Here is a 24,645-nt window from a genome sequence, read left to right as displayed (position 1 = left end):
CGTTCTTTAATCTTCACGGATGGATATCAATGCCGGTGCCTCGAGCCTTTTCCCTGCTCACCGATCTGCGCACGCTTGACCAGCGCCTGGTGACGCTGTCTTGCCCGTCCTGTGGGTTAAATGATCCGCATCCGGTCTGGCGCCGGGATCGTTATTTTTTGCGAGTGAATCTCTCGGTATGCCGTGGTTGTGGTCTGGTGTACTTGGCGCGCGGGCTGCAGGGGGACGTTCAGGCGTCGTTCTATGAACAGGTCTATCCGCGTCTGATGGCCCAGCCACCTTCGGACAAGATGCTCTGGAACTATCGCCTTATGGCAGGCTATCGGCACAGTGAGATTACTTCGGTCATCGGTGCCGTTGAGTCGGTGCTGGATGTGGGGGCCGGCCTTGGGTTTTTCCTCGCGGCGTGTCGCAGCAATGGCTGTGAGCAGTACTTGGGCCTGGAGCCTGGCGGACCGCAGCGCGATCATGCGGTACACACGCTGGGGTTGGGAGACAAGGTTCGCGCGCAAGGGCTGAATGCAAGCACTCGGTTGCCGTTCAAGCCGCAACTGATCACCTTGTTTCATGTCCTTGAGCACCTGGAAGAGCCTGGCAAGGCGCTTCAATGATTAGCCGGGCTCATTGATCCGCAAGGGTGGCTGGTCATTGAAGTACCCGATATGGGTGCCAATTGGCCTGGGCTGGGCTTGTGGCAAATTCATGTTTCCCACCGTAGCTATTTTTGTGCGCAAACCCTTGAAGCACTGCTGCGCAATAATGGCTTCTCGGTGCATCGCATCTGCCGTGAGGCTCATGGCATTTATGAAGGCAACTTGCGGGTCTATGCCAGGCCTGGTGCTCAGGCAGTTACCTCTGCGCCGTTAACCCCGCAACGACTGACCGAACTGACCGCGCATATTCACAGGCAGATTCGGCCCTTGAGTCTTCGCAATGGCTATCCGCGCGCGGCCGTGCGCCTTGGCAGGTTGTCACTGAAAGGCCGTTGAGCCCGGCCCCGTGCCTTGCACTGGCTCAGAGAGGCGTTCGTGCAATGGCTGATGGCGCCGCACGGCCATTGGGGCGGCTATTCAACGAAACCGTCTAGCGAGTCGGTAAAGGCGGATTAAGGGATAGAGAAAGGACAGGGCCGGTGGCAGCGTCATCCAGTTACTGTCCTTGTCGGTCGGGCTCAGCCAGCCACTCAATGCATGCAAGCGCCCGCTCAGGCTGTCCTGCAGGGCAATGTCCATGGACACCCGTTTCAAGGGGCCAAGGCGTTGAGCCACTTCATCGTCGGACAGTGATTCACGAATCGCCTCCAGCGCCAGCGCGGCCATGATGTGGCTGGCCCGACAAGGGCGGCGCACCCGCTGGAGTGGAGCGGCTACTGGCGTGCCGAACAATGTGTCGAGCAGCGTGAGGCAGGTATCCAGCATCGCGCAGGTGCCCGTTCGCTGAATCTCGCGGGCAACGCGCTGCATGTCCAGATCGGGTCGTTGCAGCAGGGCGTGAATATCCATCAGCCAGATCAGTCTGCGAAAGCAATGCTGGTTTGCATGCGCGATGAGGTAAGGCAGAGCATGGATGGGGTCGAGGCTGGCCACCCGGGTGCCTTGCAGGTCAACCTCCTGAGCCATCCCCTGGGTGTCCGCGATCAAGTGTCGGTGGCGCAGCAGCCGACGGTGCAATTCGACACGCGGGCGACGTTCCCGGTGCAGCAGGACCAACTCGTGGGTGCCTCTGGCAAGTGGCAGGCGCTGCCCTGGCGCAGGCGCGTACCCCTGCTGTTGCAATACCTCAAGCGCTGCCGGCCACTGCTCCTCGCTGAGCAGGATGTCCAGGTCTACGCCACCACGTGTGCTGAGCGCGCCGTGAGCCTGAACGGCCAGTGCCGGGCCCTTTAGCGCCAGCGGCTGCAAGCCGCGTGCTGTCATTGCCGGGATCAGGTTCTGGAGCGTCGCACCCAGTTGCAGGGCTCGCAATGCAATGCGTCGCTGTTCCTGGGTGAGTGCCGTTGAGTGCGTCCGGTCGAGGGCTTCGACGCGCGTGCGATCGAGCAGGCCTGCAACACCATGGTGTCGTACAAAAGCGTTGAGTGCCTGGCTGTCTACCTCTGCGACGGGCTGGCCGAAGCCCATCAACCAGAGGGTGGCGCGCAACAGTGCGTCGTTGGACGGTACATTTTGGAGGTGAGTGCGAGGTATCTCGCTGCTTGCAGCAGGGGAACGATGAGTGGGCATGATTGGTGTGGATATCCATCCTTGGTGGGGGCGCGGCCCATTTCCAATGGGAGGTTGGCAACTCAATCAAGCATCTGTAGCGTAGTGCCATCAACGAATAGGGATATTACCCGATGAAGTCGTCGGTTTGGCGGGGATCTTTCTCGGAGCACCTCACCGCGTTGCGTCAGCACTTTGGCGATGAAGCGGTAGATGTACGTCACGAGCTGTTCTACCTCGCTGCAGGAAAAACGTCCTTGGCGGCGGGGCTGCGAGCCTTCGGCGCTTTACTGCGCGATGCCTGGCTATTGTTGCTGCGCGCAGGCCCTGGTTTGCCGGTTTCTGCAGGGCGACAGGCGATTCTGCTGACCACGCTTCATGGCGCCAGTGGCTGGGGTACGCTGGAGCGTAGCCTGCCAGCGCTTGCATTGGCTGGGTATGAGCGGCTGATACTGGCTCACCCACGGTTATCCTCCAAGGCTTTCCCATCGAATCTGCAGGTTGCGCGCCCCGCACGGGCTGGCGTAGCCGATCTGTTATCTAGCTTGCGTGTTCTCGTCGACACCCTGTTGTTGCGGCGCCCGCTGTTACTGGCCTGCTGCCTGGCCCGGCGTCGGCTGTGGCAGGGCAGTCTCAGGCGGACGCTGGCCAATAGCCGCGGCGTGCTGTTGCTGCACAATGACTTCGACCTGATGAGCCGGGCGGCGATCAACAAAGGCCTGCCTGCCATTTGCTTGCAGCACGGCGTGCCTACCGATGAATTTTTTCCCACCCGTGCGGACTGGTACCTGATCTGGGGAGGTAGCAGCCGTCAGGCGTTCGATGCAGTCGACAGCCGGTCCAGCCGTCTTGTCGAGGACGCACTGGGCCGTGGCCAGGTACCGCTACGTGTGCTTGAGGCGCCAGACGGGCTTGCCTTGCTGTCGCAAACTCATGCGTACGTGCTGGGGGACCGAATTGATAGCGCGTTGCGCGAGTTTGCCGATGCCCTCTTGAAACGTGCCCCGCAGGCGAGGATCCTCCTGCATCCATTGGAACGCGAGCCTTATACGGGGCCCGCGGCGCTGGCGACCCGGCATCCTCCGCACCCGGAATTGCAGCCCGGTGCGTGTGCGCCTCGCCTGGTCATGGGCTATTGCTCCACGGCCATGCTGGATGCGGCGTTGGCAGGGCATTGGGTGGTCGCGCTGCAACTCCCGCTCGAAGGTAATCATGCGGCCCGCAGCGTACTGGCCGCCCCATTGCGTGCCGATACGGCCGAGCAGGCCGTGGCTGTTTATAGGCGCTTGCGCGAGGATGCCGAGTTTCGTCGCGAGGCGGCCGAGGCGCAGGCCCAGTGGTTGCGCGCCAGTTTTTCCAGCCAGTCCGGAGGGCTCACAGGGTTGCTTGAACGAATCGACCAGCCGTCGTCTGCGGCGTGTACGCAGTGATGCGCGTACTCCATGTCAGTAAGGAATTCCAGCCGTTGTCCAGCGGTGTGGCGCGCCACATCCAGGGGCTCGTCCAGGCAATGCAGGAAAATACCGAGATTGAACTGCACATTCTGGCCCCGACAATTGATGCGGGCGCTGCCCCCTGTCGCGTGCAGCAAGGTGGGTACAGGCACCTGTGGGCGGCGGTTGGTGCCAGTGACCTGGTGCATGTCCACGGTGCCCGCACCCCGTTCGCTGCGTCTGCCGCGTTTCTCGCGTGGCTGCGCGGTGTGCCGGTGGTCTACACGCCGCACTGTTACTACGACACGGGGACGCCGTGGCGCCGAGCGCTCAAGGCGCTCTGGGACAGCACGATAGAGCGGGCTTTGGTGCGCGCTGCCGGTGTGGTGGTGCTACTGCATGAGGGTTGGGTCGCCGATCTGGCCCGGCGCGGCCTGCATCCGGCCAGTGTGATGATCGTACCCAACTGTATCGAGGGGCGGCGTCAGGCCGTCTCGGCTGGCGTCGACCGCCTGGAGGGCGCACCTGCGTTGTTGTCTGTTGGGCGGCTTGACCCGGTCAAGCGCCTGGACGATGTAATTGCTGCGTTGGCCACGCCGCCGCTCGCGCAAGCGGTGCTGCATATCATCGGGCGAGGCGAGGACCGCGCCCGGCTCGAAGCCTTGGTCATGCAGTTGGGCCTTGCCTCACGCGTGCGTTTCCATGGCTGGCAGGATGACGCTGTCAGTGAACAGATGATGGCAGGCTGTGATGCGATGGTCCTGGCCTCGGAGCGCGAAGGCATGCCTACCGTGGTATTGGAGGCGCTGCTGGCCGGGGTGCCGATTGCCTGCTCGGATATCGAGGGCTGCCGCTCCATCACCGACGCGGTTGGGTGGGGCGAGGTGTTCGCGGTTGGCGATATTGCTGCTTTGAGCGAATGCCTTTCTCGCACGGCCCGCAGCGCTGTGCCGGATACCGTCATTGAGGCGGTCAAGGAGGGTTTTACCTGGCAACGCAAGGCGCCCGAGCTGGCCGCCTATTACGCCCGCCTGGTTACGCCGCGTCGAGCGGTGAGCTCATGAGTATCAACAAGCCTGTGGCGTTGTTGCAGATTCCATCACGTGCCCTGGGCTTTGTCAGGCAGTGCGGCGCAAGCAGGGCAAGCCTTGCTTCGATGCTGTTGCTGCTGCTGGGCAAGGCGAGCATTGACGCGTTATCCGCCCTGCTGTTGGCAGGCGTCCTTGCCCTCATGCTTCCTGTGGGCCGACCTATGGGGGGCTGGTATGCACAGGTAGAAGCCTTCTCGTATGGTCCATTGCACGGTGTGTTGTCGCCAATGCTGTTGCTGGTGGCGATCCTGGTGCTGTGCAAGGGTATTTTGACGCCGCTGCTGTTGTGGATGCGTGGCTGGTTGATCGACCAATGGACGCTGCTGGTGTCGATGAGTGTCCTAGAGCGAGAGCTGGCTCCGGGTGTTCGGCAACGGCAGGAAACCCATGCGCAGAGCAGCAATGTTGCGGTCAATTTTGTGGTGCCAAGGATCGTGATGGGGGCCATTCTGCCGAGCCTCGACCTGCTGACGGAAGCTCTGCTGATTGGTGTCCTGCTGAGTGTCTTGGTGGCGCTGGAGCCTGTTGCCACGTCGATGATGGTTGTGGCCTTGCTGGTTGCGCTCTGCATTGGCAACGTCGTGTCACGCCTACTGATGGGCGCTCGAGGCGACCTGAAATTCAGGCATCAGACCTTGATGCAGCGCTGGGTGACCGACAGTGTCGCCTGCCTGCGGGAGATTCGGCTCTACCAGCGAGTGCCTGCGGTTCTCGCCCGGTATCGTCCGGTCGCCAGGCATTTCTCCAGAGAGAGTGCCCGTGAGCGGACATTCATGGACATCCAGTCGCCGGTTATGGAGCTGTTTTTCCTGCTGGTCCTTGGCAGTGCTGTATTGGTGGCCAGCGAGGGTTCCGGGCAGGCGGACTTCCATTTGCTAGCACTGTTTTCGGCAGTGGGGCTGCGTTTGATTCTTGGCTTCCGACGCATCACGAGCATTTTGCAAACCTTGAGGTTTGTTCGTCCTGCCTTGGCGCAACTGACCGCAGTAGCGCCGCGTGCAGCCAATGAGGCGCTCATCGCACCGTGTGAGGATGAATCACAAAAGCAATTGCTGCTCTGTGAGTCGTTGCAATACCGCTATCCCGGTGCTGGCCAAGACGTTATCTGTGGTTTGAACCTCTGCCTGCGCAAGGGTGAGTGGACCGGTCTGGTCGGTGAGTCCGGGGTCGGGAAGTCGACGCTGGTTGACCTGCTGATTGGCGCGTTACAGCCCCTCCAGGGCCGTATCCAGTGGTTCAGTGCAGGGCGTGCGCACGCTGGCATTGGCTATGCCGGTGCATCAACGACGCTGATCCCCGGGACGTTGCGTGATAATGTCAGTTTTCTGGGCGAGTACTGTACTGACCAGCAATTAGTGGAAGCGCTTCACATCGCGGATATCGGGTCGTTGCTCGAACGCCTGCCAGAAGGGCTGGATACACCGGTGGAGGTTTTCGAACAGCGGATTTCCAGTGGTGAGCGGCAGCGCATCGGGCTGGCGCGCGCCTTGCTCCACGCTCATTCGTTGCTGATCCTTGATGAGGCAACGGCGTCCCTGGATCAATCGACTGAAAGTCGTTTTTTAGAGGGGCTGCGCACTGCGCGGCCGGGCCTGGCGGTGTTGCTGATCACGCATCGCTTGACGGTCTTGCGCTACACCGACCGCAGCCTGCTGATGGTCAATGGCGCACTGGATGAGTTCATTCCCGATCCACACATGATTCAGGCTACAGGACAGTTGGGGCATAAGGATAAATGCATATAGCATTCGTATTGGGCACTCGCCCCGAGATCATCAAGCTGTCTTCGTTGATATCTGCCTGTATCCGTGACGGTGTGCGATACACCTTGATCCACACCAATCAGCATTATGCCGCGGCCATGGATCGTCTGTTCTTTGAAGAGCTTGGTTTGCCTCGTGCGCATTTCAACCTGGGCGTGGGGTCTGGCCCCGCAGGCTTGCAACTGGCCCGGATGATGATGGGCATCGAGCCGGTGTTGCAGGAAGTGAAGCCTGATTGTGTCATCGTCCAAGGGGACACCAACAGTGCATTGGCAGGTGGGCTTGCCGCCAGCAAGGCCTGTATTCCGGTCGGTCACGTGGAGGCAGGGTTGCGCAGTTTCGACCGGAGTATGCCGGAGGAAACCAACCGGGTGCTGCTGGATCACCTGTCCAGCTTCTGGTTCTGTCCGTCGCCCCTGCAGGTTGAGCTGCTGGCCAGAGAGGGTATTGAGGGCCCGAATGTGCTCATTACCGGTAACACGGGTAATGACGCGACGCTGCTTCATGCGCGCGCGGCTGCCGAACGATCCGTCATCCATGAGCGACTGGGTTTGCAGCACGACAACTACCTGTTGCTGACCTGTCATCGACCTTCCAATACCGACGACCCTGCGCATTTTGCGCAGTTGATGCAGGCGGTGCAGTGCCTGGCTGAAGAGCAACAGCGGCAGGTGGTGTTTCCCGTCCACCCGCGGCTCGACCAGCGGCACTGGAAGGTGCTGCAGGGTATGTCGCGTATCCGCACCATTGATCCGGTGGGTTACCTGGACATGCTGGCCTTGCTGCAAGGCGCAGCCTTGGTCTTGACCGACAGCGGTGGGTTGCAGGAAGAGGCGTGCGTACTGCAGCGGCGCTGCCTGATACTTCGCCCCAACACTGAGCGCCCGGAAAGTCTGGAAACCGGTGGTGCCCGCCTGGTTTCCCATGTGGGTGCCAACAGCCTGGTCGAGGCGGCACAAGCACTGTTCAAGACGCAGGTGACCTGGAAGAACCCGTTTGGTGATGGCAATGCCCATCGACAGATTCTTGATGCCTTGATGGGCCAACTCAATGTCGAGGCGGCGCTGCGCCCAGGGGCATTGCCTCGGCCGGTCGTGTCTTGAGCGCCATCGTCAACCCATGGTTCAACCGTATCGTTCCACCAAAGCTGAGTCGAACATGACCAACGAAAGTGATGAGTCCAGTGGGAATGGATTTGCATTGTTACTGACCGGCCTGTCAGGCGCGGGAAAGTCGAGTATCGCCAGGCATCTGGTTGAGTACCTGCAGCAAGAGGCAAAGCGCCGGGTTACATTGCTGGACGGTGATGAAGTGCGTAAGCACCTTTGTGCCGGGTTGGGATTCTCAAGAGAAGACCGCATGACCAACGTCCAGCGTTTAGCGTATGTCGCTTCTGAAGTGGTCAAGCACGAGGGGATAGCGGTGTGCGCCGTCATCGCGCCCTATGCGCAGAGCAGGATTGCAATGCGTGAAATGGTTCAGCGATATGGGCGTTTCTACGAGGTTTACGTCAATACGCCTATTGGCGTCTGCGAATCCCGTGATGTCAAAGGGCTCTACGCAAAGGCAAGGTCGGGCGAAATCCAACTGTTTACCGGCATAACAGACCCGTACGAAGCTCCCGTGCAACCCGATCTGGAAATTGATGCGAGTGTCGGATCGCCCTTGGCGTCGGCTCATCAGATCGTTGATTTCCTGATGCGCATCAGCAAGGACCGACAACTTTTGTCCAGACGCTGAACGCCTGTGTCCTGTCGGTTGTCCACAGCGAACGGCGTTGTCAGTTGGCTGGGCAGCGGCAGGCGTCAGCGTACTTGTCGAACAATGGGGGTGATGAAGGTTGGGCGGTGATGCTTGCCCTGGTGGCGCAAGGCCGACCCTTTGGAGCCAAAGGGTAAGGAAAGATGGCGCACTCGGCGGGATTCGAACCCACGACCCCTGCCTTCGGAGGGCAGTACTCTATCCAGCTGAGCTACGAGTGCAACGCGGGCGCCATGATACCCATCTCACCTGTCGGCGTCCATCGTCAGAATCTGTAGTCGATTTCGCACACTGAAGGGGCTATAAGTGACGTTGATCCGAAAAAAGGTTCTTTGAGCAGCTTTTTGTTCTTTTTTTCGAACAGCCTATTGTCCTTTAACCCCTTTAATCCTAGGATTCGTTTGAGATTTCAAACGCTCTTGCGTGGTGCCTGATCCTGCGACGGTGGTTTCGTGGGCTGGCCCGGTGTGTGAATTCCTGACGGCAGCCCCACCTGAGGGCTCCTTTTTTACAATCAACAATTCGCTCCGTGTGCGCACGGTGCTGTTAAGGACGCCGACATGCAGCTTAAAGACGCCCAGTTGTTCCGCCAGCAAGCCTATATCGATGGTATCTGGCTGGACGCGGACAACGGTCAGACGATCAAGGTGAACAACCCGGCAACGGGCGAAATCATCGGCACCGTGCCGAAGATGGGCGCCGCCGAGACCCGCCGTGCCATTGAGGCCGCCGACAAGGCGCTGCCAGCCTGGCGCGCACTGACCGCCAAAGAGCGCGCTGGCAAGCTGCGTCGTTGGTTTGAATTGATGATTGAGCACCAGGATGACCTGGCGCGCCTGATGACCACCGAGCAGGGCAAGCCACTGGCCGAAGCCAAGGGCGAGATCGCCTATGCCGCTTCCTTCATCGAGTGGTTCGCTGAAGAAGCCAAGCGCGTTTACGGCGACACCATTCCTGGCCATCAGCCAGACAAGCGCCTGATCGTCATCAAGCAGCCAATCGGTGTTACTGCCGCGATCACCCCGTGGAACTTCCCGGCGGCGATGATCACCCGTAAAGCCGGCCCAGCCCTGGCCGCCGGTTGCACCATGGTGCTCAAGCCTGCTTCGCAGACCCCTTACTCGGCCCTGGCCCTGGTTGAGCTGGCGCACCGTGCCGGCATTCCGCAAGGCGTGCTGAGCGTGGTGACCGGCAGCGCTGGCGACATCGGCAGCGAGCTGACCGGCAACCCGATCGTGCGCAAGCTGTCGTTCACCGGCTCGACCGAAATCGGTCGCCAGCTGATGGCCGAATGCGCCAAGGACATCAAGAAGGTTTCCCTGGAACTGGGCGGTAACGCACCGTTCATCGTGTTCGACGACGCAGACCTGGATAAGGCCGTTGAAGGCGCGATCATCTCCAAGTACCGCAACAACGGCCAGACCTGTGTCTGCGCTAACCGTATCTACGTGCAGGATGGTGTCTACGATGCCTTCGCCGAGAAGCTGCGTGCAGCGGTCGCCAAACTGAAGATCGGCAACGGTCTGGAAGAAGGCACCACCACTGGCCCGCTGATCGACCACAAGGCTGTGGCCAAGGTCCAGGAGCACATTGCTGACGCCGTTAGCAAAGGCGCCAAGGTACTGACCGGTGGCAAGCTGATCGAGGGCAACTTCTTCGAGCCGACCGTACTGGTCGACGTACCGAAGACGGCTGCTGTGGCCAAGGAAGAAACCTTTGGCCCGCTGGCACCGCTGTTCCGTTTCAAGGACGAAGCCGAAGTCATCGCCATGTCCAACGACACCGAATTCGGCCTGGCCTCGTACTTCTATGCCCGCGACATGAGCCGTGTGTTCCGTGTTGCTGAAGCGCTGGAATACGGCATGGTCGGTATCAACACCGGTTTGATCTCCAACGAAGTCGCACCGTTCGGCGGCATCAAGGCTTCGGGCCTGGGCCGTGAAGGCTCCAAGTACGGCATCGAGGACTACCTGGAAATCAAATACCTGTGCATCAGCGTTTGATCGCCGGTTAACGTTTTACCTCTGCCAGCGAGGCGCGAGAGTGACGCCTCGCTGGCCTTTTTAGACACAAGCCGATACCTGGCGCCCCGGATCCTGTAGCAGTCGATCAGCGCATGCTGTGGCAGTTGAACCCCGGTCGCCCAAGCCTTGAAACTACGCCACTGTGTGGCGAATGAGGACATGTTCATGAGCAACAAGACCAACGAATCCTTGATGCAACGCCGTGTAGCCGCCGTCCCGCGCGGTGTTGGCCAGATCCACCCAATCTTCGCTGACAGCGCGAAGAACGCCACTGTTACCGACGTTGAAGGTCGCGAGTTCATCGACTTCGCTGGCGGTATCGCGGTACTGAACACCGGTCACGTGCACCCGAAAGTCATCGCCGCTGTTGAAAAACAGCTGCACAAGCTGACTCACACCTGCTTCCAGGTACTGGCCTACGAGCCGTACGTTGAAGTGTGCGAGAAGATCAACGCCAAGGTTCCAGGCGACTTCGCCAAGAAAACCCTGCTGGTCACCACCGGTTCCGAAGCCGTTGAGAACGCCGTGAAGATCGCCCGTGCCGCCACTGGCCGTACCGGCGTGATCGCGTTCACCGGCGCGTACCACGGTCGTACCATGATGACCCTGGGCCTGACCGGTAAAGTCGTGCCTTACTCGGCTGGTATGGGCCTGATGCCAGGCGGCATCTTCCGCGCACTGTACCCATGCGCACTGCACGGTGTGAGCGTCGACGATTCGATCGCCAGCATCGAGCGCATCTTCAAGAACGACGCTGAGCCAAAAGACATCGCCGCGATCATCATCGAGCCAGTACAGGGCGAAGGTGGTTTCTACGTTGCGCCTAAAGAGTTCATGAAGCGTCTGCGCGCCCTGTGCGACCAGCACGGCATCCTGATGATCGCTGACGAAGTACAGACCGGCGCTGGCCGTACTGGCACCTTCTTCGCGATGGAGCAGATGGGTGTTGCCCCAGACCTGACCACCTTCGCCAAATCCATCGCTGGTGGTTTCCCACTGGCCGGTGTTTGCGGCAAGGCCGAATACATGGACGCTATCGCCCCAGGCGGCCTGGGCGGCACCTATGCCGGTAGCCCGATCGCATGTGCCGCTGCTCTGGCCGTGATGGAAGTGTTCGAAGAAGAGAAACTGCTGGAGCGCAGCAACGCTGTTGGCGAGCGCCTGGTTGCTGGCCTGCGCAAGATTCAGGACAAGTACCCAGTGATCGGTGACGTGCGTGCCCTGGGCTCGATGATCGCCGTTGAAGTCTTCGAAGGTAAGGACTCCCACGCGCCAAACCCTGCTGCCGTTGCTCAGGTTGTAGCCAAGGCACGCGACAAGGGCCTGATCCTGCTGTCGTGCGGCACCTACGGCAACGTCCTGCGTATCCTGGTTCCGCTGACCGCGCCAGACGCACAGTTGGACAAAGGCTTGGCAATCATTGAAGAGTGCTTCGCCGAACTCGCGTAAACTGTGACGCGCTAAAGAAAAACCCGCTTCGGCGGGTTTTTTTTATGCCAAAGGAATGGGCGGCGTACTAAGGTAGCCAGCAATGGACATCTTGGAGGGTGCAGTGGATTGCATGCAGACGTTTTCAGGAGAACCGTATGACTGTTGCAGATTCACCCGGCCAGCCCTGTGTGTTGATCGCCGAAGGCGACCCATGGGTACGAGACATGCTGACTCAGGTGTTGCTGGATGTGCGCTGTGATGCGTCCCTGCAGGTGTGCGCTGATGGTCATGAGGCGCTCTCTGCGCTAGCCAGCCAGCCTGACCTGATCATTGCCTCGCGTGAATTGCCCGGGCTGGATGGTCTTGACCTGCTGCGCTCGGTGCGCGCCAAGCGCCGTCAGCCGCCGTTGCCGTTCATTTTGTTGAGCAGCCGTAGCGACAGTGCCAGTGTGCGAGAGGCCTTGCCGCTGGCGCCTACCGCGTACATGAGCAAACCCTTGAACATGGATTCGCTGCGTCAGCGTCTGGAGCAGTTGTTGCTTTCGGCCGGTGCGCCCGTTGCCTGTTCTGTGCCGTCGCTGCCCGCCAGCATGACATTGACGCGTTTTCTTGAGGACCGCCGCGCTACCGCTGACGGTGGCCCGCTGCTGGCCGATGTTCAGAAAGCGGTCAAGCGCAGCCTGAAGGCACCGGGTTTGAACCTGAAGGTCCTCGAGGAAGAGATCCGCACCGATCCGCAGATCACCGCCGTGTTGATTGCAGCGGCCAACAGCGCTGCGGTGCATCATGACGGGCAGGTGCAGTCCTTGTTGCAGGCCCTGAACAAACTGGGCTCGACCCAGAGCATGAACCTGATTCTCGGCCTTGCGCTCAAGCGCAGCGCCAAGCTCGATGATCCACTGCTGTCTGGCTATGCCGAGCGTTACTGGGCGCTGTCGTTGCATACGGCAGAGTATGCCCGCACCCTGGCGCGCATCCTTGAGCTGGATGAGGAACGCTGTTACTGCGCAGGTTTGCTCCATTGCCTGGGTGAGTTGGCGGTGTTGCGCTGTATGCAGGAATGGCGCCTGGCCGGTGGTGAGCTGGACGAAGCCAGTGTCGAGTTGGCCCTGTCTCAATCGGCGGCGGCCTATGGCTCGGCACTGCGTACACGCTGGCGCCTGCCGCTGGAACTGCGTGAGTTGATCGCGGTGGGGTGTACCACCTTGGCGGTGGGGTCTACTCGCGGGAAGCCTTGGTCATGAACCTGGTCGGGCAACTGGTGCACTTGCCCGCCGAGGCGTCGCTGGACGCCATCGTCGAGAGCAAGGCAGCACGCCTGCTCAAGGTTGGCGCAAGCGAGTTGAGGCGTTTGCGCAAGGGGTGAGTGCCTGATTGCTGTCGGCTGCGCTGGCGCGCCAGCGCTCAGCCTAGAACAATCTGGTTCTTGCCTTGTCGCTTGGCCTGGTACATCGCCGCATCGGCACGGGCGAACAGGCTGTCGAGGGTTTTGTCGGTATCGACAATGCCGGTCAGCCCTTGGCTGACGGTTACCCCGAAGGTTCGATCTTCGTGACTGAAGCTCAGGCGTTGGATCTCGCGTTGCAAGCGCTCGGCAATGTGCTGTGCCATTTCCGGCGTGCAGTCCGGGAATATCGCCGCAAACTCTTCGCCGCCGATTCGTCCGAACAGATCACCGCGGCGCAGGACGGCTTTGCCGCTGTCTGCGATACGTAGCAGCACCTGGTCGCCGGTCGGGTGGCCATAGGTATCGTTTATCTGTTTGAAGTCATCAATGTCCAGCAGCAGGAAGCACAGGGCGGTGTCATCCTGGCGGGCCTTTGCAAAGGCGCTGCGGGCACAGTCGAAGAAGTGCCGGCGATTGCTGCTCTGGGTCAGCACGTCGGTCGTCGCCAGGCGTTGCAGTTCACCTTCAAGCTGCTTTTTTTCAGTGATGTCTTCGGCGATACCGACCACGATTACTCGCTGATCGCCGTCAGTCTGTTGGTTGATGAAGCACTTGTCACTGAGCCAGCGAAGCTGGCCGTCGGCTGTCAGGATGCGGTACTCGCGGTTTTCCACGGCACCTTTGACCAGTACTTCGGCAAGGCTGCGTTCGGCGTACTCCAGATCTTCCGGGAAAACGCTGTTGCGCCACGCGTTGTAGTCGGCCAACAGCAAGTTGGCGGGGCGACCGAAGATACGCTCGTACGCCGGGCTGACGTAGAGCACCTTGCGGCTTTCCCAGTCAAAGGCCCAGAGCACGGCATTGACGCTGTCGAGCAGCGAGCTGAACAGCTGTTCGCGTTCGCTCAGGCGAGCCACTTCACCTTGAGCATGCATCAGGTCCAGCAGGGTCTGAGCGGCCTCGGGCGGTGGGTGTTGGGGCATGGAGGTGGGCGTGTGCTTGACCATTGGCGCGCAGCTTCTCAAAAGGCAAGGGCGTGCGGCCACGACCCGGCCCGCCACGCGGACGATATGCTTGTAAGAGCTGGAAAGTGTGCTGAAGTTCCGGTCGGCGCGCCCTTGGGAAGGGCGCGCCGATCAACGGCATCAGGCCAGGGCGGGGCGTAGCGAGTAGGTTTTCAACTGGGCAGCGAATTCGCGTAGCGACTGGATGCCGCTGGCTTCGGCTTCATGTACCCAGTCCTTTATTGCGGCCAGCATGTCATGGCCGTTGGCGCTGGTGCGAGCCCAGATCTGTTGCAGTGCCAGACGCTTTTCATAGATGGTGCGCAGTGTCTGGCTGTGCTCGAGCATGCTCTGGATGTGCAGGTGATGGCGGTCTTCCAGCAGGCTGGTTTCACGAGACAGCAAGCGCTTGGCGCGGCGGAACTGATGACGCACCGAGCCGTCGACCCGTGCCAGCTCCTGTTTGACCAGCGGACCAATTACCAGCTTGCGGTACTGCGCCATGATCTGGAAACGGTTGTTGAGGATGGCCATGGCGGTGTCCATGTCCAGTTGGCCCTTGCCTGCAACCCGGTGGGCGATGGGCGCGACACGTTGCACCTTGGCCAGCCCCAGCAGGCTGAACAGCTTGATCCAGGCCCAACCCATGTCGAATTCCCAGCGTTTGACCGAGAGCTTGGCCGAATTCGGGTAGGTGTGGTGGTTGTTGTGCAGTTCTTCGCCACCAATGATGATGCCCCACGGCACCAGGTTGGTCGCGGCGTCGCGGCACTCGAAGTTGCGGTAGCCGACGGCATGGCCAAGGCCGTTGACCACGCCGGCGGCCCAGAACGGAATCCACATCATCTGCACGGCCCAGATGGTGATGCCGATGGTGCCGAACAGCAGCAGGTCGATGATTGCCATCAGGGCGATGCCGCCCAGCTTGTAGCGCGAGTAGAGGTTGCGCTCGATCCAGTCCTCTGGGCAGTTCTTGCCATAGATACGCAGGGTTTCCGGATTGCGTGCCTCTTCCCGGTAGAGTTCGGCCCCTTTGCGCATCACCGTGGACAGGCCCTTTACGACCGGGCTGTGCGGGTCGTCGACGGTTTCGCACTTGGCGTGGTGCTTGCGGTGGACGGCGGTCCACTCACGGGTGTTCTGTGCGGTGGTCAGCCACAGCCAGAAACGGAAGAAATGCTTGAGCCCGGCGTTGAGTTCCAGCGCGCGGTGAGCGGAATAGCGGTGCAGATAAACCGTGACGCTGACAATGGTCACGTGGGTCATCAGCAGCGTGACTGCCAGCAGTTGCCAGGCGGATAAATCGAGTAAACCGTTGTACCACATAGCCGGGTTGGCCCTCGTAAAGCGAAGAAAACAGCAGGTGACATTATCCTTCGCAACATAAATAAAACCAGTCGGCCTTTTTGATAGACGGTCGCTGGATGTTTCTGTCCTATAATGCGCCAACTTTTGATCTGGGCTGCCCAAACACACTATGTCTGTTTCTGCACGAGATGCCCTGCGCACGGCTGCGCTCTACCTGGTGTTATCAGTCCTGTGGCTTGGGCTGTCTGACCAAATATTAAGCAGTCTTTTCGATGATCCTGCCCAGTTGTTGCAATGGCAGATGGTCAACGCCCTTGTGTGGGTGTTCTGCAGCACCCTGTTGATCTTCTATTCGCGTGTGCGCCTGTTGAAGTTCATCGGCGTCGGTGCCCGTTTACGCCGCGAAGACCGGGAGCGCCTGCGAATGGCTGCTGCCGTCTTCGACAGCACCCTTGAGGGGGTGCTGGTGACCAACCGCCAGGGCTTGATCGTGCATGTAAACCGCGCGTTCATGCGAATTACCGGCTACCAGAAAGAGGAAGTGATCGGTCACCGGCCGAACAAGTTCAAGTCGGGTCGACATGGTTCGCAGTTCTACCAGGAGATGTTCGCGGCCCTCGCGCAAAAGGGCGAGTGGAGCGGCGAAATCTGGAACCGACGTAAAAGCGGCGAGGTCTACCCGCAGTGGCAAACCATCTGCGCGATTCTCGACGATAGCGGTTTTGTGAGCCACTATGTCGCTGTTTTCAGCGATATTAGCGCAATCAAGCACACGGAGCGCGAGCTGGCCTACCTGGCGCATCACGACCCGCTGACCAGCCTGCCCAATCGCCTGCTGTTCAATGACCGTACCGCCCAGGCGCTGGCGGCGGCGCAAGCCAACAAGCGCGGATGCGCCCTGTTGCTGCTCGACCTCGATCACTTCCAGAGTATCAACGACAGCCTGGGGCACAATATTGGTGACCAGTTGCTCAAGTCTGTTGGCGAACGCCTCAAGGGCGTGATCGGCGAAGGGGTGACGCTGGCGCGTCTGGGGGGCGATGAGTTCGCGGTGTTGCTGGAGAACTGCTCACAACTTGGCCAGGCGGCGGTGATGGCGCAGAGCATCATCGATGGCATGAAAGACCCTTTTGAGCTGGATAATCATCGTCTGTTCACCAGTGTGAGTATCGGTATAAGCCTGTTCCCCAGTGATGCACTCAGTGCCGAGCAGTTGCTGCGTAATGCCGACTCGGCCCTGTTCAAGGCCAAGGGCAATGGTCGTGCAGGTTATGCGCTGTACACCGAAGAGCTGACTGCCCACGCTCAGCAGCGGGTGGAAACCGCCGCCGAATTGCGCCGGGCGCTGGAGCAGGAAGAGCTGCGGGTGTACTACCAGCCGGTGCACGACCTGAGCAGTGGGCGGATGATTGGTGTCGAGGCGTTGGTGCGTTGGCAGCATCCGCAACGTGGCCTGGTACCTCCTGGAGAGTTCATCCCGATTGCCGAGCGCACGGGTTTGATCTCCGATATCGACACCTGGGTCATGCGCCAGGCCTGCCTGCAGATGGTTCAATGGCAGCGCGAGGGCAAGACCCTGGACTTTATTGCGGTGAACGTTTCCAGCCGTTTGTTCGTGCACCGTGACCTCTACCAGTATGTCGCCCAGGTGCTGCACGAAACCCAACTGGCGCCGGCCTTTCTGGAGCTTGAAGTGACCGAAAGTGCGGTCATGGAAGACCCTGAGGTGGCGCTTGAGCAACTGCATCGCTTGCGTGAGCTTGGCTTGCGCCTGGCCATCGATGACTTTGGTACGGGCTATTCCTCGCTGCTGCGCCTCAAGCGCCTGCCGGTGCAGAAGCTGAAGATCGACCAGGGCTTTGTGGCCGGTTTGCCGAGTGACGAAGACGACATGGCGATTGTCCGGGTAATCATTGCATTGGCTCGAAGCATGGGTATGCAGATCCAGGCTGAAGGCATCGAGCATGCCGAGCAGTCGCAATGTCTGCTGGAGCAGCAGTGTGACCTGGGGCAGGGCTATTGGTATGGCCGTCCGGTTCCGGCGCAGCAAGTGCGTTGGTAAACCCTGTGCATCGCCGGCAAGGCCGGCTCCTGCATGCGTTGCAGCACCCGTAGGAGCCAGCCGCGCTGGCGATAAGTACTAACAGTTATATAAAAATTCTTAAATAGTATTTTTAAGAATATTCAGCCCTCTCTAAGATTGCCCTCAAGCCAGCGCAGTCGCTTACATCCCCTGCTACTGCACGGCACCCTTTAGCCACAGGAGTACGGGTTATGAGCGCATCGTTGCGTAGCGTTGATGGACAGGACGAAGCCACCATTCTGCGGGAAATCCAGAGCGCGCTGCGCGATCTGCGGTTCGGCGCGGTGGAGATCACTGTTCATAACGCCCAAGTCGTCCAGATCGAACGCAAGGAAAAATTCCGGTTGCAGAACGCCAGCAACAAGGCGAGCTGAAGCCTCGTAGCAACCTGCCAACACATTAGAAGAAAAGCCAACGTCAGGAGCTTCACCATGTCCATTCGCCGTTATGCTCTGGCTGCTCTCGCCAGTGCCGTTTTTGCCGGTTCCGCCATCGCCAAGGACTACGAGCTGCTGAACGTGTCCTACGATCCGACCCGTGAGCTGTACCAGCAGTACAACGCCGAGTTCATCAAGCACTGGCAGCAGGCTCACCCGGACGACAAGGTGAAGATCCAGCAGTCCCACGGCGGTTCGGGCAAACAGGCTCGCGCGGTCATCGATGGTCTGCGCGCCGACGTGGTCACCCTGGCCCTGGCGGGCGACATCGATGAAGTCGCCAAGCTCGGCAAAGGCTTGCCGGAGAACTGGCAGACCCGCCTGCCTGACGCCAGTACCCCTTACACCTCGACCATCGTTTTCCTGGTACGCAAGGGCAACCCCAAAGGCATCAAGGACTGGGGCGACCTGATCAAGAAAGACGTGTCGGTGATTACCCCGAACCCGAAAACCTCCGGGGGGGCGCGTTGGAACTTTCTTGCTGCCTGGGCCTACGGCCTGAAAGCCGGTGGCAGTGAAGCCAAGGCGCAGGAGTATGTGACGGAGCTGTTCAAGCATGTGCCTGTGCTGGACACCGGTGCCCGTGGCTCGACCATTACCTTCGTCAACAATGGCCAGGGTGACGTGCTGCTGGCCTGGGAGAACGAGGCGTTTCTGGCATTGAAGGAAGATGGCGGCAGCGACAAGTTCGAGATTGTCGTACCGTCCCTGTCGATCCTGGCTGAGCCGCCAGTTGCCGTGGTCGACAAGAATGCCGAGAAAAAAGGCAACGAGGCCATTGCCCAGGAGTATCTCAAGTACCTGTACAGCCCCGCCGGGCAGAAGATCGCCGCAGAGAACTTCTATCGTCCGCGTGATGTGAAAGTGGCGGCCGAGTATGCCAAGCAGTTCCCGAAATTGGATCTGGTAACTATCGACAAAGATTTCGGTGGCTGGAAAACTGCGCAGCCCAAGTTCTTCAACGATGGCGGGGTGTTCGATCAGATCTACACGGCGCAGTGAATTGTCACCGCCAGGATGAAAGCCGTTCAGTAGCCAGCATGGGCCCGGGATTCGTTCCGGGCTTACTGCGTTCAACCAAGGACCTTTATGTCACGTCGTATCTCCCCCGTCATACCCGGCTTCGGGCTGACGCTGGGCTACACCTTGGTGTACCTCAGCCTGATTGTGCTCATACCGCTGGGGGCGATGTTCGTCCATGCCTCCCAGCTTACGTGGGAGCAGTTCTGGGCCATCGTCAGTGCTCCGCGCGTGTTGGCGGCGCTCAAGCTCAGTTTCGGTACTGCGTTGTACGCTGCCCTAATCAACGGCCTGATCGGTACGCTGCTGGCCTGGGTGCTGGTGCGCTACACCTTTCCGGGGCGCAAGATCATTGATGCAATGATCGACTTGCCGTTTGCCCTGCCAACGGCCGTTGCCGGTATTGCCTTGACCGCGCTGTATGCGCCGACCGGGTTGGTCGGTCAGTTCGCCACTGACCTGGGCTTCAAGATCGCCTACACGCCGTTGGGTATTACCTTGGCACTGACCTTCGTCACCTTGCCGTTTGTGGTGCGTACGGTGCAGCCGGTGCTGGCCGACATTCCGCGGGAAGTCGAAGAGGCCGCGGCCTGCCTTGGCGCCAAACCCTTGCAGGTGTTCCGTTATGTATTGGCGCCCGCGCTGCTGCCCGCTTGGCTGACCGGCTTTGCCCTGGCCTTTGCCCGAGGCGTCGGTGAATACGGATCGGTGATTTTCATCGCCGGCAACATGCCGATGAAAACCGAGATCCTGCCGTTGTTGATCATGGTCAAACTGGACCAGTACGACTACACCGGTGCTACCGCTATCGGCGTGTTGATGCTGGTGGTTTCCTTCATTCTGCTGCTGCTGATCAACTTGTTGCAGCGGCGCATCGAAACCCCGTGAAGGAGGCTTTGTCCATGTCTACGTCTTCCCTTGGCGCAGCCGCTTCGGCCAATGCCGCTCGCCGTGGCAGCGCAGTGTCACGACGGGTGCTGATCGGTTTTGGCTGGCTGATCTTTGCCGTGTTCCTGTTGTTGCCATTGTTCATCGTGGTGTCCCAAGGCCTGAAAATGGGCCTGGGTACGTTCTTCAGTGCGATCTTTGAGCCCGATGCCCTCTCGGCGTTGAAGCTGACCCTGATTGCCGTGGCCATCTCGGTGCCGCTGAACCTGGTGTTTGGTGTCAGCGCGGCCTGGTGTGTCAGTAAGTACACCTTCCGTGGCAAAAGCATACTGGTGACGCTGATCGACCTGCCGTTCTCGGTGTCCCCGGTTATCGCTGGCCTGGTCTACGTGTTGATGTTCGGTGCCCAGGGCCTGTTCGGGCCGTGGTTGCAGGAGCACGATATTCAGATCGTCTTTGCGTTGCCGGGGATTGTCCTGGCGACCATTTTCGTCACCGTCCCCTTCGTGGCCCGTGAGCTGATCCCGCTGATGCAGGAGCAGGGCACGCAGGAAGAAGAAGCGGCGCGCCTGCTGGGCGCCAACGGCTGGCAGATGTTCTGGCACGTGACCTTGCCGAATATCAAGTGGGGCCTGATTTACGGTGTGGTGCTGTGTACTGCGCGAGCCATGGGCGAGTTCGGTGCGGTGTCGGTGGTCTCGGGGCACATTCGTGGGGTGACCAACACCCTGCCGCTGCATGTCGAGATCCTCTACAACGAGTACAACCATGTCGCGGCCTTCAGCGTGGCCAGCCTGTTGCTGATCCTGGCGCTCTTCATCCTGCTGCTCAAGCAGTGGAGCGAGTCCCGCATTAACCGTCTGCGCCACAACGCAGCGGAGGAATAATTCATGTCGATCGAAGTTCGTAACGTCAGCAAGCGCTTCAACGCTTTCCAGGCCCTGGACAGCATCAACCTGGATATCCACAGCGGCGAGCTGGTGGCATTGCTTGGCCCCTCCGGCTGCGGCAAGACCACGCTGCTGCGCATTATCGCCGGGCTGGAAACCCCGGATCAGGGCAGCATCGTTTTCCATGGCGAGGACGTCTCCGGCCACGACGTGCGCGACCGTAACGTCGGCTTCGTGTTCCAGCACTATGCGCTGTTCCGCCACATGAGCGTGTTCGACAACGTCGCCTTCGGCCTGCGCATGAAGCCCAAGGCCGAGCGCCCGAGCGAGAGCAAGATCGCCGAGAAAGTTCACGAACTGTTGAACATGGTTCAACTCGACTGGCTCGCAGATCGCTACCCCGAGCAATTGTCCGGTGGCCAGCGCCAACGTATTGCCCTGGCTCGCGCCCTGGCAGTAGAGCCCAAGGTATTGCTGCTCGACGAGCCCTTCGGCGCCCTGGATGCCAAGGTACGCAAGGAACTGCGCCGCTGGCTGGCGCGGCTGCACGAAGACATCAACCTGACCTCGGTGTTCGTGACCCACGACCAGGAAGAGGCCATGGAAGTTGCGGACCGTATCGTGGTGATGAACAAGGGCGTGATCGAGCAGATCGGCTCGCCGGGGGATGTCTACGAGCACCCGGCCAGCGACTTTGTTTACCACTTCCTGGGCGATTCCAACCGGTTGCACCTGAGCGAAGGTCATCACGTGCTGTTCCGGCCGCACGAAGTGTCGTTGTCGCGCCATGAGATGGAAGGCCACCACGTCGCTGAAGTGCGGGACATCCGCCCCTTGGGTGCGACGACCCGGGTCACCCTCAAGGTCGAGGGGCAGAGCGAGTTGATTGAAGCCGAAGTGGTCAAGGATCACGACAGCCTGACCGGGCTGGTGCGTGGCGAGACCTTGTTCTTCAAGCCGAAGGTTTGGCAGAAAGTCGCGAACATCTAACTGTACGCGAGCGTTTCAGGGGCCGTTCCTTGGCAGGGTGCGGCCCCTTTTTTATTGCGCTCCAGTGCTCACCGGAGCGTCCAGATTGCTACGCGAATTATTGGTTTTGGTTATTACCAAATAGCTTCTTATTCCTTTACGAATATAACCCTCGCCCTATACTGGTCCTCAAGCACGCAAGCCTGCAGGAGGCGTCCCATGTCCAACACGTCGATTCGTTACCTGATAGTGCCGGGTTGGCAGGGTTCGCCAGAGGATCACTGGCAAAGTTACTGGCAACAAAGCCTGCCCAATAGTGCCCGGGTCGAACAGGCTGACTGGTTGACGCCACGGCGTGAAGACTGGGTGGCAGCGCTGGAGCAGGCTATCGCGGCCGATGCAGCGCCGGTCATTCTGATTGCCCACAGCCTGGGCTGCATCACTGTCGCCCATTGGGCGGCGCAGGCCAGTGCCAACCTGTTGCGCCGGGTGCGTGGTGCCCTGCTGGTGGCGCCGGCGGATGTCGAGCGCCCCACCTGTGCGCCGGCCTTGCGCAACTTCGCGCCGATCACGCAACAGGTATTGCCATTCCCTTGCCAGGTGGTCGGCTCCGACAACGACCCGGCGGCCAGCGCTCCACGGGTGATGCAACTGGCCCGGGCCTGGGGGGCTGAAGCGGGGATTCTCTCCGGCGCCGGTCACATCAACGTGAAGTCCGGGCATCGTCGCTGGGAACAAGGGTTTGCTTACCTGTATCGCCTGCAGAGCCGGTTGGAACAAGGCGCCTTGCGCCGCGCCTGATCCCAAGGCGTTAACCACTTCTATCTGAAACGCCTGGTCGCCTAGTGGCCGGGCGGGAGTTTGCCATGCCTATTCATGACACCCACGGCCAGCCGTTGCTGACCTTTCCTGAACTGGACAAGAGCCCGCTCAGTATTCGCGCCAAGGCGCTGGTGTTCGTTGACCCTCGCTCACGCCAGTTGCGTGAGGAACTGGAGCAGCTTGCACCGCTGGGCTTGCCGGTATTGATTCGTGGCGAAACCGGTACCGGCAAGGAGTTGTTGGCGCGGCAGATCCACCGGGCCAGTGATCGCAGCGGGTTGTTCGTTTCGGTGAACTGCGCAGCCATCAGCCCGACCTACGCCGATGCTGAATTGTTTGGCTACAGTGCGGGCGCTCATAGTGGGACCGCCAGTAGCCGGGCCGGTTGGTTCGGCTCGGCCAATGGCGGCACCTTGTACCTGGATGAGATCGCCGATTTACCGTTGCCGATTCAGGTCAAGTTACTGGCCGCGCTGGAGACGCGAGAAGTCACCCGCGTTGGCGCGCAGCAACCGAACCCGGTGGACGTGCGCCTGGTGGCGGCCTCAAGCATCGACCTGGCATTGGCGGTGCGTGCGGGCAAGTTCCATGAGCGGCTCTATCACTACCTGCATGAGGGGCATTTGACCCTGCCGGCCTTGCGCGAGCGGGTCGGAGACATCTTGCCGTTGGCCGAGTACTTCGTCGGTATCTACAGCCAGCGGCTGAACGTGCCGGTTCCGCTGATCAGTGAGGCGGCACAGCGCGTACTGGAGGCGCATTGCTGGCCGGGCAATACCCGTGAGCTGGAAAACGTTATCCACTTTGCCTTGCTGGTGAGCACTGGTGACGAGATCCTGCCAGAGCACCTGAGCTTGCCGGCGTTCATCGTTGCGGATACTCGGGCGCAGGGTTGAAGGGCAGATTCTCGAAATGGAATAAGCCTCTAAATAAAAGGTATTGTTCTGGAATAAAAAATCTCGGTATTGTCCACCTCACGCCAGTCTTCAATGACGGGCATCTTCTTTTCGCCGTCGTCTGATGGCCATGATTCGAATAAGGACTGTGCATGAAAAAGGTTCTGCTGTTCACTGCTCTGGCGACTGCGCTGTCGGTAGCTGGTTTTGCCCAAGCGGCTGAAAAACTGGTCGTTGCGGCTACCCCGGTACCCCACGCCGAGATCCTTGAGCTGATCAAGCCAACGCTGGCCAAGGAAGGTGTGGACCTGGAGATCAAGGTGTTCACCGACTATGTGCAGCCTAACGTTCAGGTCGACCAGAAGCGCCTGGATGCCAACTACTTCCAGACCCTGCCGTACCTGAAGAACTTCAACGAAGGCAAAGGGACTCACCTGGAAACGGTGATCGGCGTTCACGTCGAACCGTTCGGTGGCTACTCGAAGAAGGTCAAGAGCCTCTCCGAGCTCAAGGACGGTGCAACCGTTGCGATCCCGAACGAGGGCAGCAACAGCGGTCGTGCCCTGCTGCTGTTGCAGAAGGCGGGTCTGATCACCCTGAAAGATCCGAAGAATGCCCTGGCTACGCCGAAAGACATCGCCGAGAACCCGAAGAAACTCAAGTTCCGCGAGCTTGAGTCGGCCATGCTGCCGCGTGTGCTGGACCAGGTCGATCTGGACATGATCAACACCAACTATGCGCTGGAAGCCGGTCTGAACCCGGCCAAAGATGCTCTGGTCATCGAAGGCAGCGACTCGCCTTACGTGAACTTCCTGGTCGCCCGTCCAGACAACAAGGACAGCGCCGCTATCCAGAAGCTGGCCAAAGCCCTGACCAGCCCTGAAGTGAAAGCGTTCATCGAGAAGAAATACCAGGGTGCGGTACTGCCCGCGTTCTGATACGCCCAGCGCCTGCCGGGCGTACTAGAACGTCTTCCGCTAACAGCGGGGGCGTCAGCAACCTGAAACGCCGACGCAGAGGCCTGCGTCGGCGTTTTTGTGTGCGCGTCAGTCTTGGTTAGCAACGGCCCTGTGCAGCGCGATGAGCAGCTTGAGCAGGTCGTTGGGGCCAAGTGCAGGCAGTGGGGTTGGGCGAGTCATGGTCGTCTTCCTTGTCAGTTAGGACACGCGGGTCAGGCGATTGGAGGGCGCGTTTCAAGGAAAGATCCCGACGCTGGCAAGGATTTGTTCAGTTGGCC

Annotated in this window: 21 protein-coding genes, 1 tRNA gene and 1 pseudogene; 19 read left to right on the top strand and 4 right to left on the bottom strand. The window is 60.1% G+C overall.

The window, feature by feature from the left end:
- Positions 1-29 precede the first annotated feature (29 nt).
- Together ACZ9H3_RS14680 and ACZ9H3_RS14675 are read left to right on the top strand one after the other, a co-directional pair.
- Entirely contained in the window at positions 30-611 is a 582-nt protein-coding gene (locus ACZ9H3_RS14680; RefSeq protein ID WP_476221274.1) for a class I SAM-dependent methyltransferase, read from the top strand.
- 51 nt (positions 612-662) lie between these two features.
- Positions 663-989 (top strand): hypothetical protein, encoded by a 327-nt coding sequence (locus tag ACZ9H3_RS14675; protein ID WP_476221272.1) that lies wholly within the window; start codon positions 663-665, stop codon positions 987-989.
- Between the two features lie 81 nt (positions 990-1,070).
- Here the strand turns inward: ACZ9H3_RS14675 and ACZ9H3_RS14670 are convergent, their stop codons facing one another.
- Positions 1,071-2,141 (bottom strand): nucleotidyltransferase family protein, encoded by a 1,071-nt coding sequence (locus ACZ9H3_RS14670; protein WP_476221270.1) that lies wholly within the window; start codon positions 2,139-2,141, stop codon positions 1,071-1,073.
- A gap of 194 nt (positions 2,142-2,335) precedes the next feature.
- Here ACZ9H3_RS14670 and ACZ9H3_RS14665 point away from each other — a divergent pair, with 194 nt between their 5' ends.
- From ACZ9H3_RS14665 to cysC, 5 genes are read left to right on the top strand one after another with little or no spacing between them, the layout of a single operon-like run.
- Positions 2,336-3,631, top strand: coding sequence for a hypothetical protein (locus ACZ9H3_RS14665; RefSeq protein ID WP_476221268.1), 1,296 nt, complete (start codon positions 2,336-2,338; stop codon positions 3,629-3,631).
- The gene (locus ACZ9H3_RS14660; protein WP_065759738.1) at positions 3,631-4,698 is read left to right on the top strand and encodes a glycosyltransferase family 4 protein; all 1,068 of its coding nucleotides are present in this window, start codon (positions 3,631-3,633) and stop codon (positions 4,696-4,698) included. The genes ACZ9H3_RS14665 and ACZ9H3_RS14660 overlap by 1 nt, the downstream gene beginning before the upstream one ends.
- Positions 4,695-6,470 (top strand): ATP-binding cassette domain-containing protein, encoded by a 1,776-nt coding sequence (locus ACZ9H3_RS14655; RefSeq protein WP_476221266.1) that lies wholly within the window; start codon positions 4,695-4,697, stop codon positions 6,468-6,470. Before ACZ9H3_RS14660 ends, ACZ9H3_RS14655 begins: the two co-directional genes overlap by 4 nt.
- Positions 6,461-7,591 (top strand): non-hydrolyzing UDP-N-acetylglucosamine 2-epimerase, encoded by a 1,131-nt coding sequence (wecB, locus tag ACZ9H3_RS14650; RefSeq protein ID WP_330522433.1) that lies wholly within the window; start codon positions 6,461-6,463, stop codon positions 7,589-7,591. Before ACZ9H3_RS14655 ends, wecB begins: the two co-directional genes overlap by 10 nt.
- Positions 7,592-7,646: 55 nt before the next feature.
- Positions 7,647-8,228 (top strand): adenylyl-sulfate kinase, encoded by a 582-nt coding sequence (cysC, locus tag ACZ9H3_RS14645; RefSeq protein WP_065759735.1) that lies wholly within the window; start codon positions 7,647-7,649, stop codon positions 8,226-8,228.
- A gap of 165 nt (positions 8,229-8,393) precedes the next feature.
- On the opposite strand, the gene ACZ9H3_RS14640 is transcribed toward cysC, so the two are convergent.
- A tRNA-Arg gene (locus ACZ9H3_RS14640) sits at positions 8,394-8,470 on the bottom strand.
- A 339-nt stretch (positions 8,471-8,809) separates the two neighbouring features.
- Here ACZ9H3_RS14640 and gabD point away from each other — a divergent pair.
- The 3 genes and pseudogenes from gabD (at position 8,810) to ACZ9H3_RS14625 (ending at position 13,070) form a co-directional block, all read left to right on the top strand.
- A complete protein-coding gene (gene gabD, locus ACZ9H3_RS14635) occupies positions 8,810-10,252 on the top strand; it encodes an NADP-dependent succinate-semialdehyde dehydrogenase (protein ID WP_065761378.1) in 1,443 nt (480 codons plus the stop codon).
- Between the two features lie 186 nt (positions 10,253-10,438).
- Positions 10,439-11,722: a 4-aminobutyrate--2-oxoglutarate transaminase gene (gene gabT, locus ACZ9H3_RS14630; RefSeq protein ID WP_065761379.1), complete on the top strand. Its 1,284-nt coding sequence runs from the start codon at positions 10,439-10,441 to the stop codon at positions 11,720-11,722.
- Between the two features lie 137 nt (positions 11,723-11,859).
- Positions 11,860-13,070, top strand: a pseudogene (locus ACZ9H3_RS14625) (response regulator).
- A 38-nt stretch (positions 13,071-13,108) separates the two neighbouring features.
- On the opposite strand, the gene ACZ9H3_RS14620 reads toward ACZ9H3_RS14625, so the two are convergent.
- Both ACZ9H3_RS14620 and desA read right to left on the bottom strand, forming a co-directional pair.
- The gene (locus tag ACZ9H3_RS14620; protein WP_454240358.1) at positions 13,109-14,098 is read right to left on the bottom strand and encodes a GGDEF domain-containing protein; all 990 of its coding nucleotides are present in this window, start codon (positions 14,096-14,098) and stop codon (positions 13,109-13,111) included.
- A gap of 138 nt (positions 14,099-14,236) precedes the next feature.
- Positions 14,237-15,421 (bottom strand): delta-9 fatty acid desaturase DesA, encoded by a 1,185-nt coding sequence (gene desA, locus ACZ9H3_RS14615; protein ID WP_099776284.1) that lies wholly within the window; start codon positions 15,419-15,421, stop codon positions 14,237-14,239.
- 151 nt (positions 15,422-15,572) lie between these two features.
- Between desA and dibA the strand changes: the two genes are divergently transcribed.
- The 9 genes from dibA (at position 15,573) to ACZ9H3_RS14570 (ending at position 24,346) form a co-directional block, all read left to right on the top strand.
- The gene (gene dibA, locus ACZ9H3_RS14610; RefSeq protein WP_330522430.1) at positions 15,573-17,465 is read left to right on the top strand and encodes a phosphodiesterase DibA; all 1,893 of its coding nucleotides are present in this window, start codon (positions 15,573-15,575) and stop codon (positions 17,463-17,465) included.
- Between the two features lie 212 nt (positions 17,466-17,677).
- A complete protein-coding gene (gene oscA / locus ACZ9H3_RS14605; protein WP_065761641.1) occupies positions 17,678-17,860 on the top strand; it encodes a sulfur starvation response protein OscA in 183 nt (60 codons plus the stop codon).
- 57 nt (positions 17,861-17,917) lie between these two features.
- Positions 17,918-18,925, top strand: coding sequence for a sulfate ABC transporter substrate-binding protein (locus tag ACZ9H3_RS14600; RefSeq protein WP_102052497.1), 1,008 nt, complete (start codon positions 17,918-17,920; stop codon positions 18,923-18,925).
- An 87-nt stretch (positions 18,926-19,012) separates the two neighbouring features.
- Positions 19,013-19,831 carry a sulfate ABC transporter permease subunit CysT gene (gene cysT, locus ACZ9H3_RS14595; RefSeq protein ID WP_099776278.1) on the top strand — a complete coding sequence of 273 codons (819 nt, stop codon included), beginning with the start codon at positions 19,013-19,015 and terminating at the stop codon, positions 19,829-19,831.
- A gap of 14 nt (positions 19,832-19,845) precedes the next feature.
- A complete protein-coding gene (gene cysW / locus ACZ9H3_RS14590; RefSeq protein WP_099776276.1) occupies positions 19,846-20,718 on the top strand; it encodes a sulfate ABC transporter permease subunit CysW in 873 nt (290 codons plus the stop codon).
- A gap of 3 nt (positions 20,719-20,721) precedes the next feature.
- A complete protein-coding gene (locus ACZ9H3_RS14585) occupies positions 20,722-21,711 on the top strand; it encodes a sulfate/molybdate ABC transporter ATP-binding protein (protein ID WP_065761645.1) in 990 nt (329 codons plus the stop codon).
- Positions 21,712-21,909: 198 nt separating this feature from the next.
- Positions 21,910-22,491 carry an alpha/beta hydrolase gene (locus ACZ9H3_RS14580; RefSeq protein WP_158240127.1) on the top strand — a complete coding sequence of 194 codons (582 nt, stop codon included), beginning with the start codon at positions 21,910-21,912 and terminating at the stop codon, positions 22,489-22,491.
- A 65-nt stretch (positions 22,492-22,556) separates the two neighbouring features.
- Positions 22,557-23,408: a sigma 54-interacting transcriptional regulator gene (locus tag ACZ9H3_RS14575; RefSeq protein ID WP_065761647.1), complete on the top strand. Its 852-nt coding sequence runs from the start codon at positions 22,557-22,559 to the stop codon at positions 23,406-23,408.
- A gap of 152 nt (positions 23,409-23,560) precedes the next feature.
- Positions 23,561-24,346 carry a MetQ/NlpA family ABC transporter substrate-binding protein gene (locus ACZ9H3_RS14570; RefSeq protein ID WP_065761648.1) on the top strand — a complete coding sequence of 262 codons (786 nt, stop codon included), beginning with the start codon at positions 23,561-23,563 and terminating at the stop codon, positions 24,344-24,346.
- Positions 24,347-24,645: the final 299 nt, after the last annotated feature.

The organism is Pseudomonas sp. TE3910, assembly GCF_056279025.1.
This window is presented reverse-complemented; position numbering and strand designations above follow the sequence as displayed.

Excerpts from the sequence above, each read along its gene's own strand:
- ACZ9H3_RS14680 (WP_476221274.1), top strand. The coding sequence starts at position 30 with ATGCCGGTGCCTCGAGCCTTTTCCCTGCTCACCGATCTGCGCACGCTT.
- ACZ9H3_RS14675 (WP_476221272.1), top strand. The coding sequence starts at position 663 with ATGGGTGCCAATTGGCCTGGGCTGGGCTTGTGGCAAATTCATGTTTCC.
- ACZ9H3_RS14665 (WP_476221268.1), top strand. The coding sequence starts at position 2,336 with ATGAAGTCGTCGGTTTGGCGGGGATCTTTCTCGGAGCACCTCACCGCG.
- ACZ9H3_RS14660 (WP_065759738.1), top strand. The coding sequence starts at position 3,631 with ATGCGCGTACTCCATGTCAGTAAGGAATTCCAGCCGTTGTCCAGCGGT.
- ACZ9H3_RS14655 (WP_476221266.1), top strand. The coding sequence starts at position 4,695 with ATGAGTATCAACAAGCCTGTGGCGTTGTTGCAGATTCCATCACGTGCC.
- wecB (WP_330522433.1), top strand. The coding sequence starts at position 6,461 with ATGCATATAGCATTCGTATTGGGCACTCGCCCCGAGATCATCAAGCTG.
- cysC (WP_065759735.1), top strand. The coding sequence starts at position 7,647 with ATGACCAACGAAAGTGATGAGTCCAGTGGGAATGGATTTGCATTGTTA.
- gabD (WP_065761378.1), top strand. The coding sequence starts at position 8,810 with ATGCAGCTTAAAGACGCCCAGTTGTTCCGCCAGCAAGCCTATATCGAT.
- gabT (WP_065761379.1), top strand. The coding sequence starts at position 10,439 with ATGAGCAACAAGACCAACGAATCCTTGATGCAACGCCGTGTAGCCGCC.
- ACZ9H3_RS14620 (WP_454240358.1), bottom strand. The coding sequence starts at position 14,098 with ATGGTCAAGCACACGCCCACCTCCATGCCCCAACACCCACCGCCCGAG.
- desA (WP_099776284.1), bottom strand. The coding sequence starts at position 15,421 with ATGTGGTACAACGGTTTACTCGATTTATCCGCCTGGCAACTGCTGGCA.
- dibA (WP_330522430.1), top strand. The coding sequence starts at position 15,573 with ATGTCTGTTTCTGCACGAGATGCCCTGCGCACGGCTGCGCTCTACCTG.
- oscA (WP_065761641.1), top strand. The coding sequence starts at position 17,678 with ATGAGCGCATCGTTGCGTAGCGTTGATGGACAGGACGAAGCCACCATT.
- ACZ9H3_RS14600 (WP_102052497.1), top strand. The coding sequence starts at position 17,918 with ATGTCCATTCGCCGTTATGCTCTGGCTGCTCTCGCCAGTGCCGTTTTT.
- cysT (WP_099776278.1), top strand. The coding sequence starts at position 19,013 with ATGTCACGTCGTATCTCCCCCGTCATACCCGGCTTCGGGCTGACGCTG.
- cysW (WP_099776276.1), top strand. The coding sequence starts at position 19,846 with ATGTCTACGTCTTCCCTTGGCGCAGCCGCTTCGGCCAATGCCGCTCGC.
- ACZ9H3_RS14585 (WP_065761645.1), top strand. The coding sequence starts at position 20,722 with ATGTCGATCGAAGTTCGTAACGTCAGCAAGCGCTTCAACGCTTTCCAG.
- ACZ9H3_RS14580 (WP_158240127.1), top strand. The coding sequence starts at position 21,910 with ATGTCCAACACGTCGATTCGTTACCTGATAGTGCCGGGTTGGCAGGGT.
- ACZ9H3_RS14575 (WP_065761647.1), top strand. The coding sequence starts at position 22,557 with ATGCCTATTCATGACACCCACGGCCAGCCGTTGCTGACCTTTCCTGAA.
- ACZ9H3_RS14570 (WP_065761648.1), top strand. The coding sequence starts at position 23,561 with ATGAAAAAGGTTCTGCTGTTCACTGCTCTGGCGACTGCGCTGTCGGTA.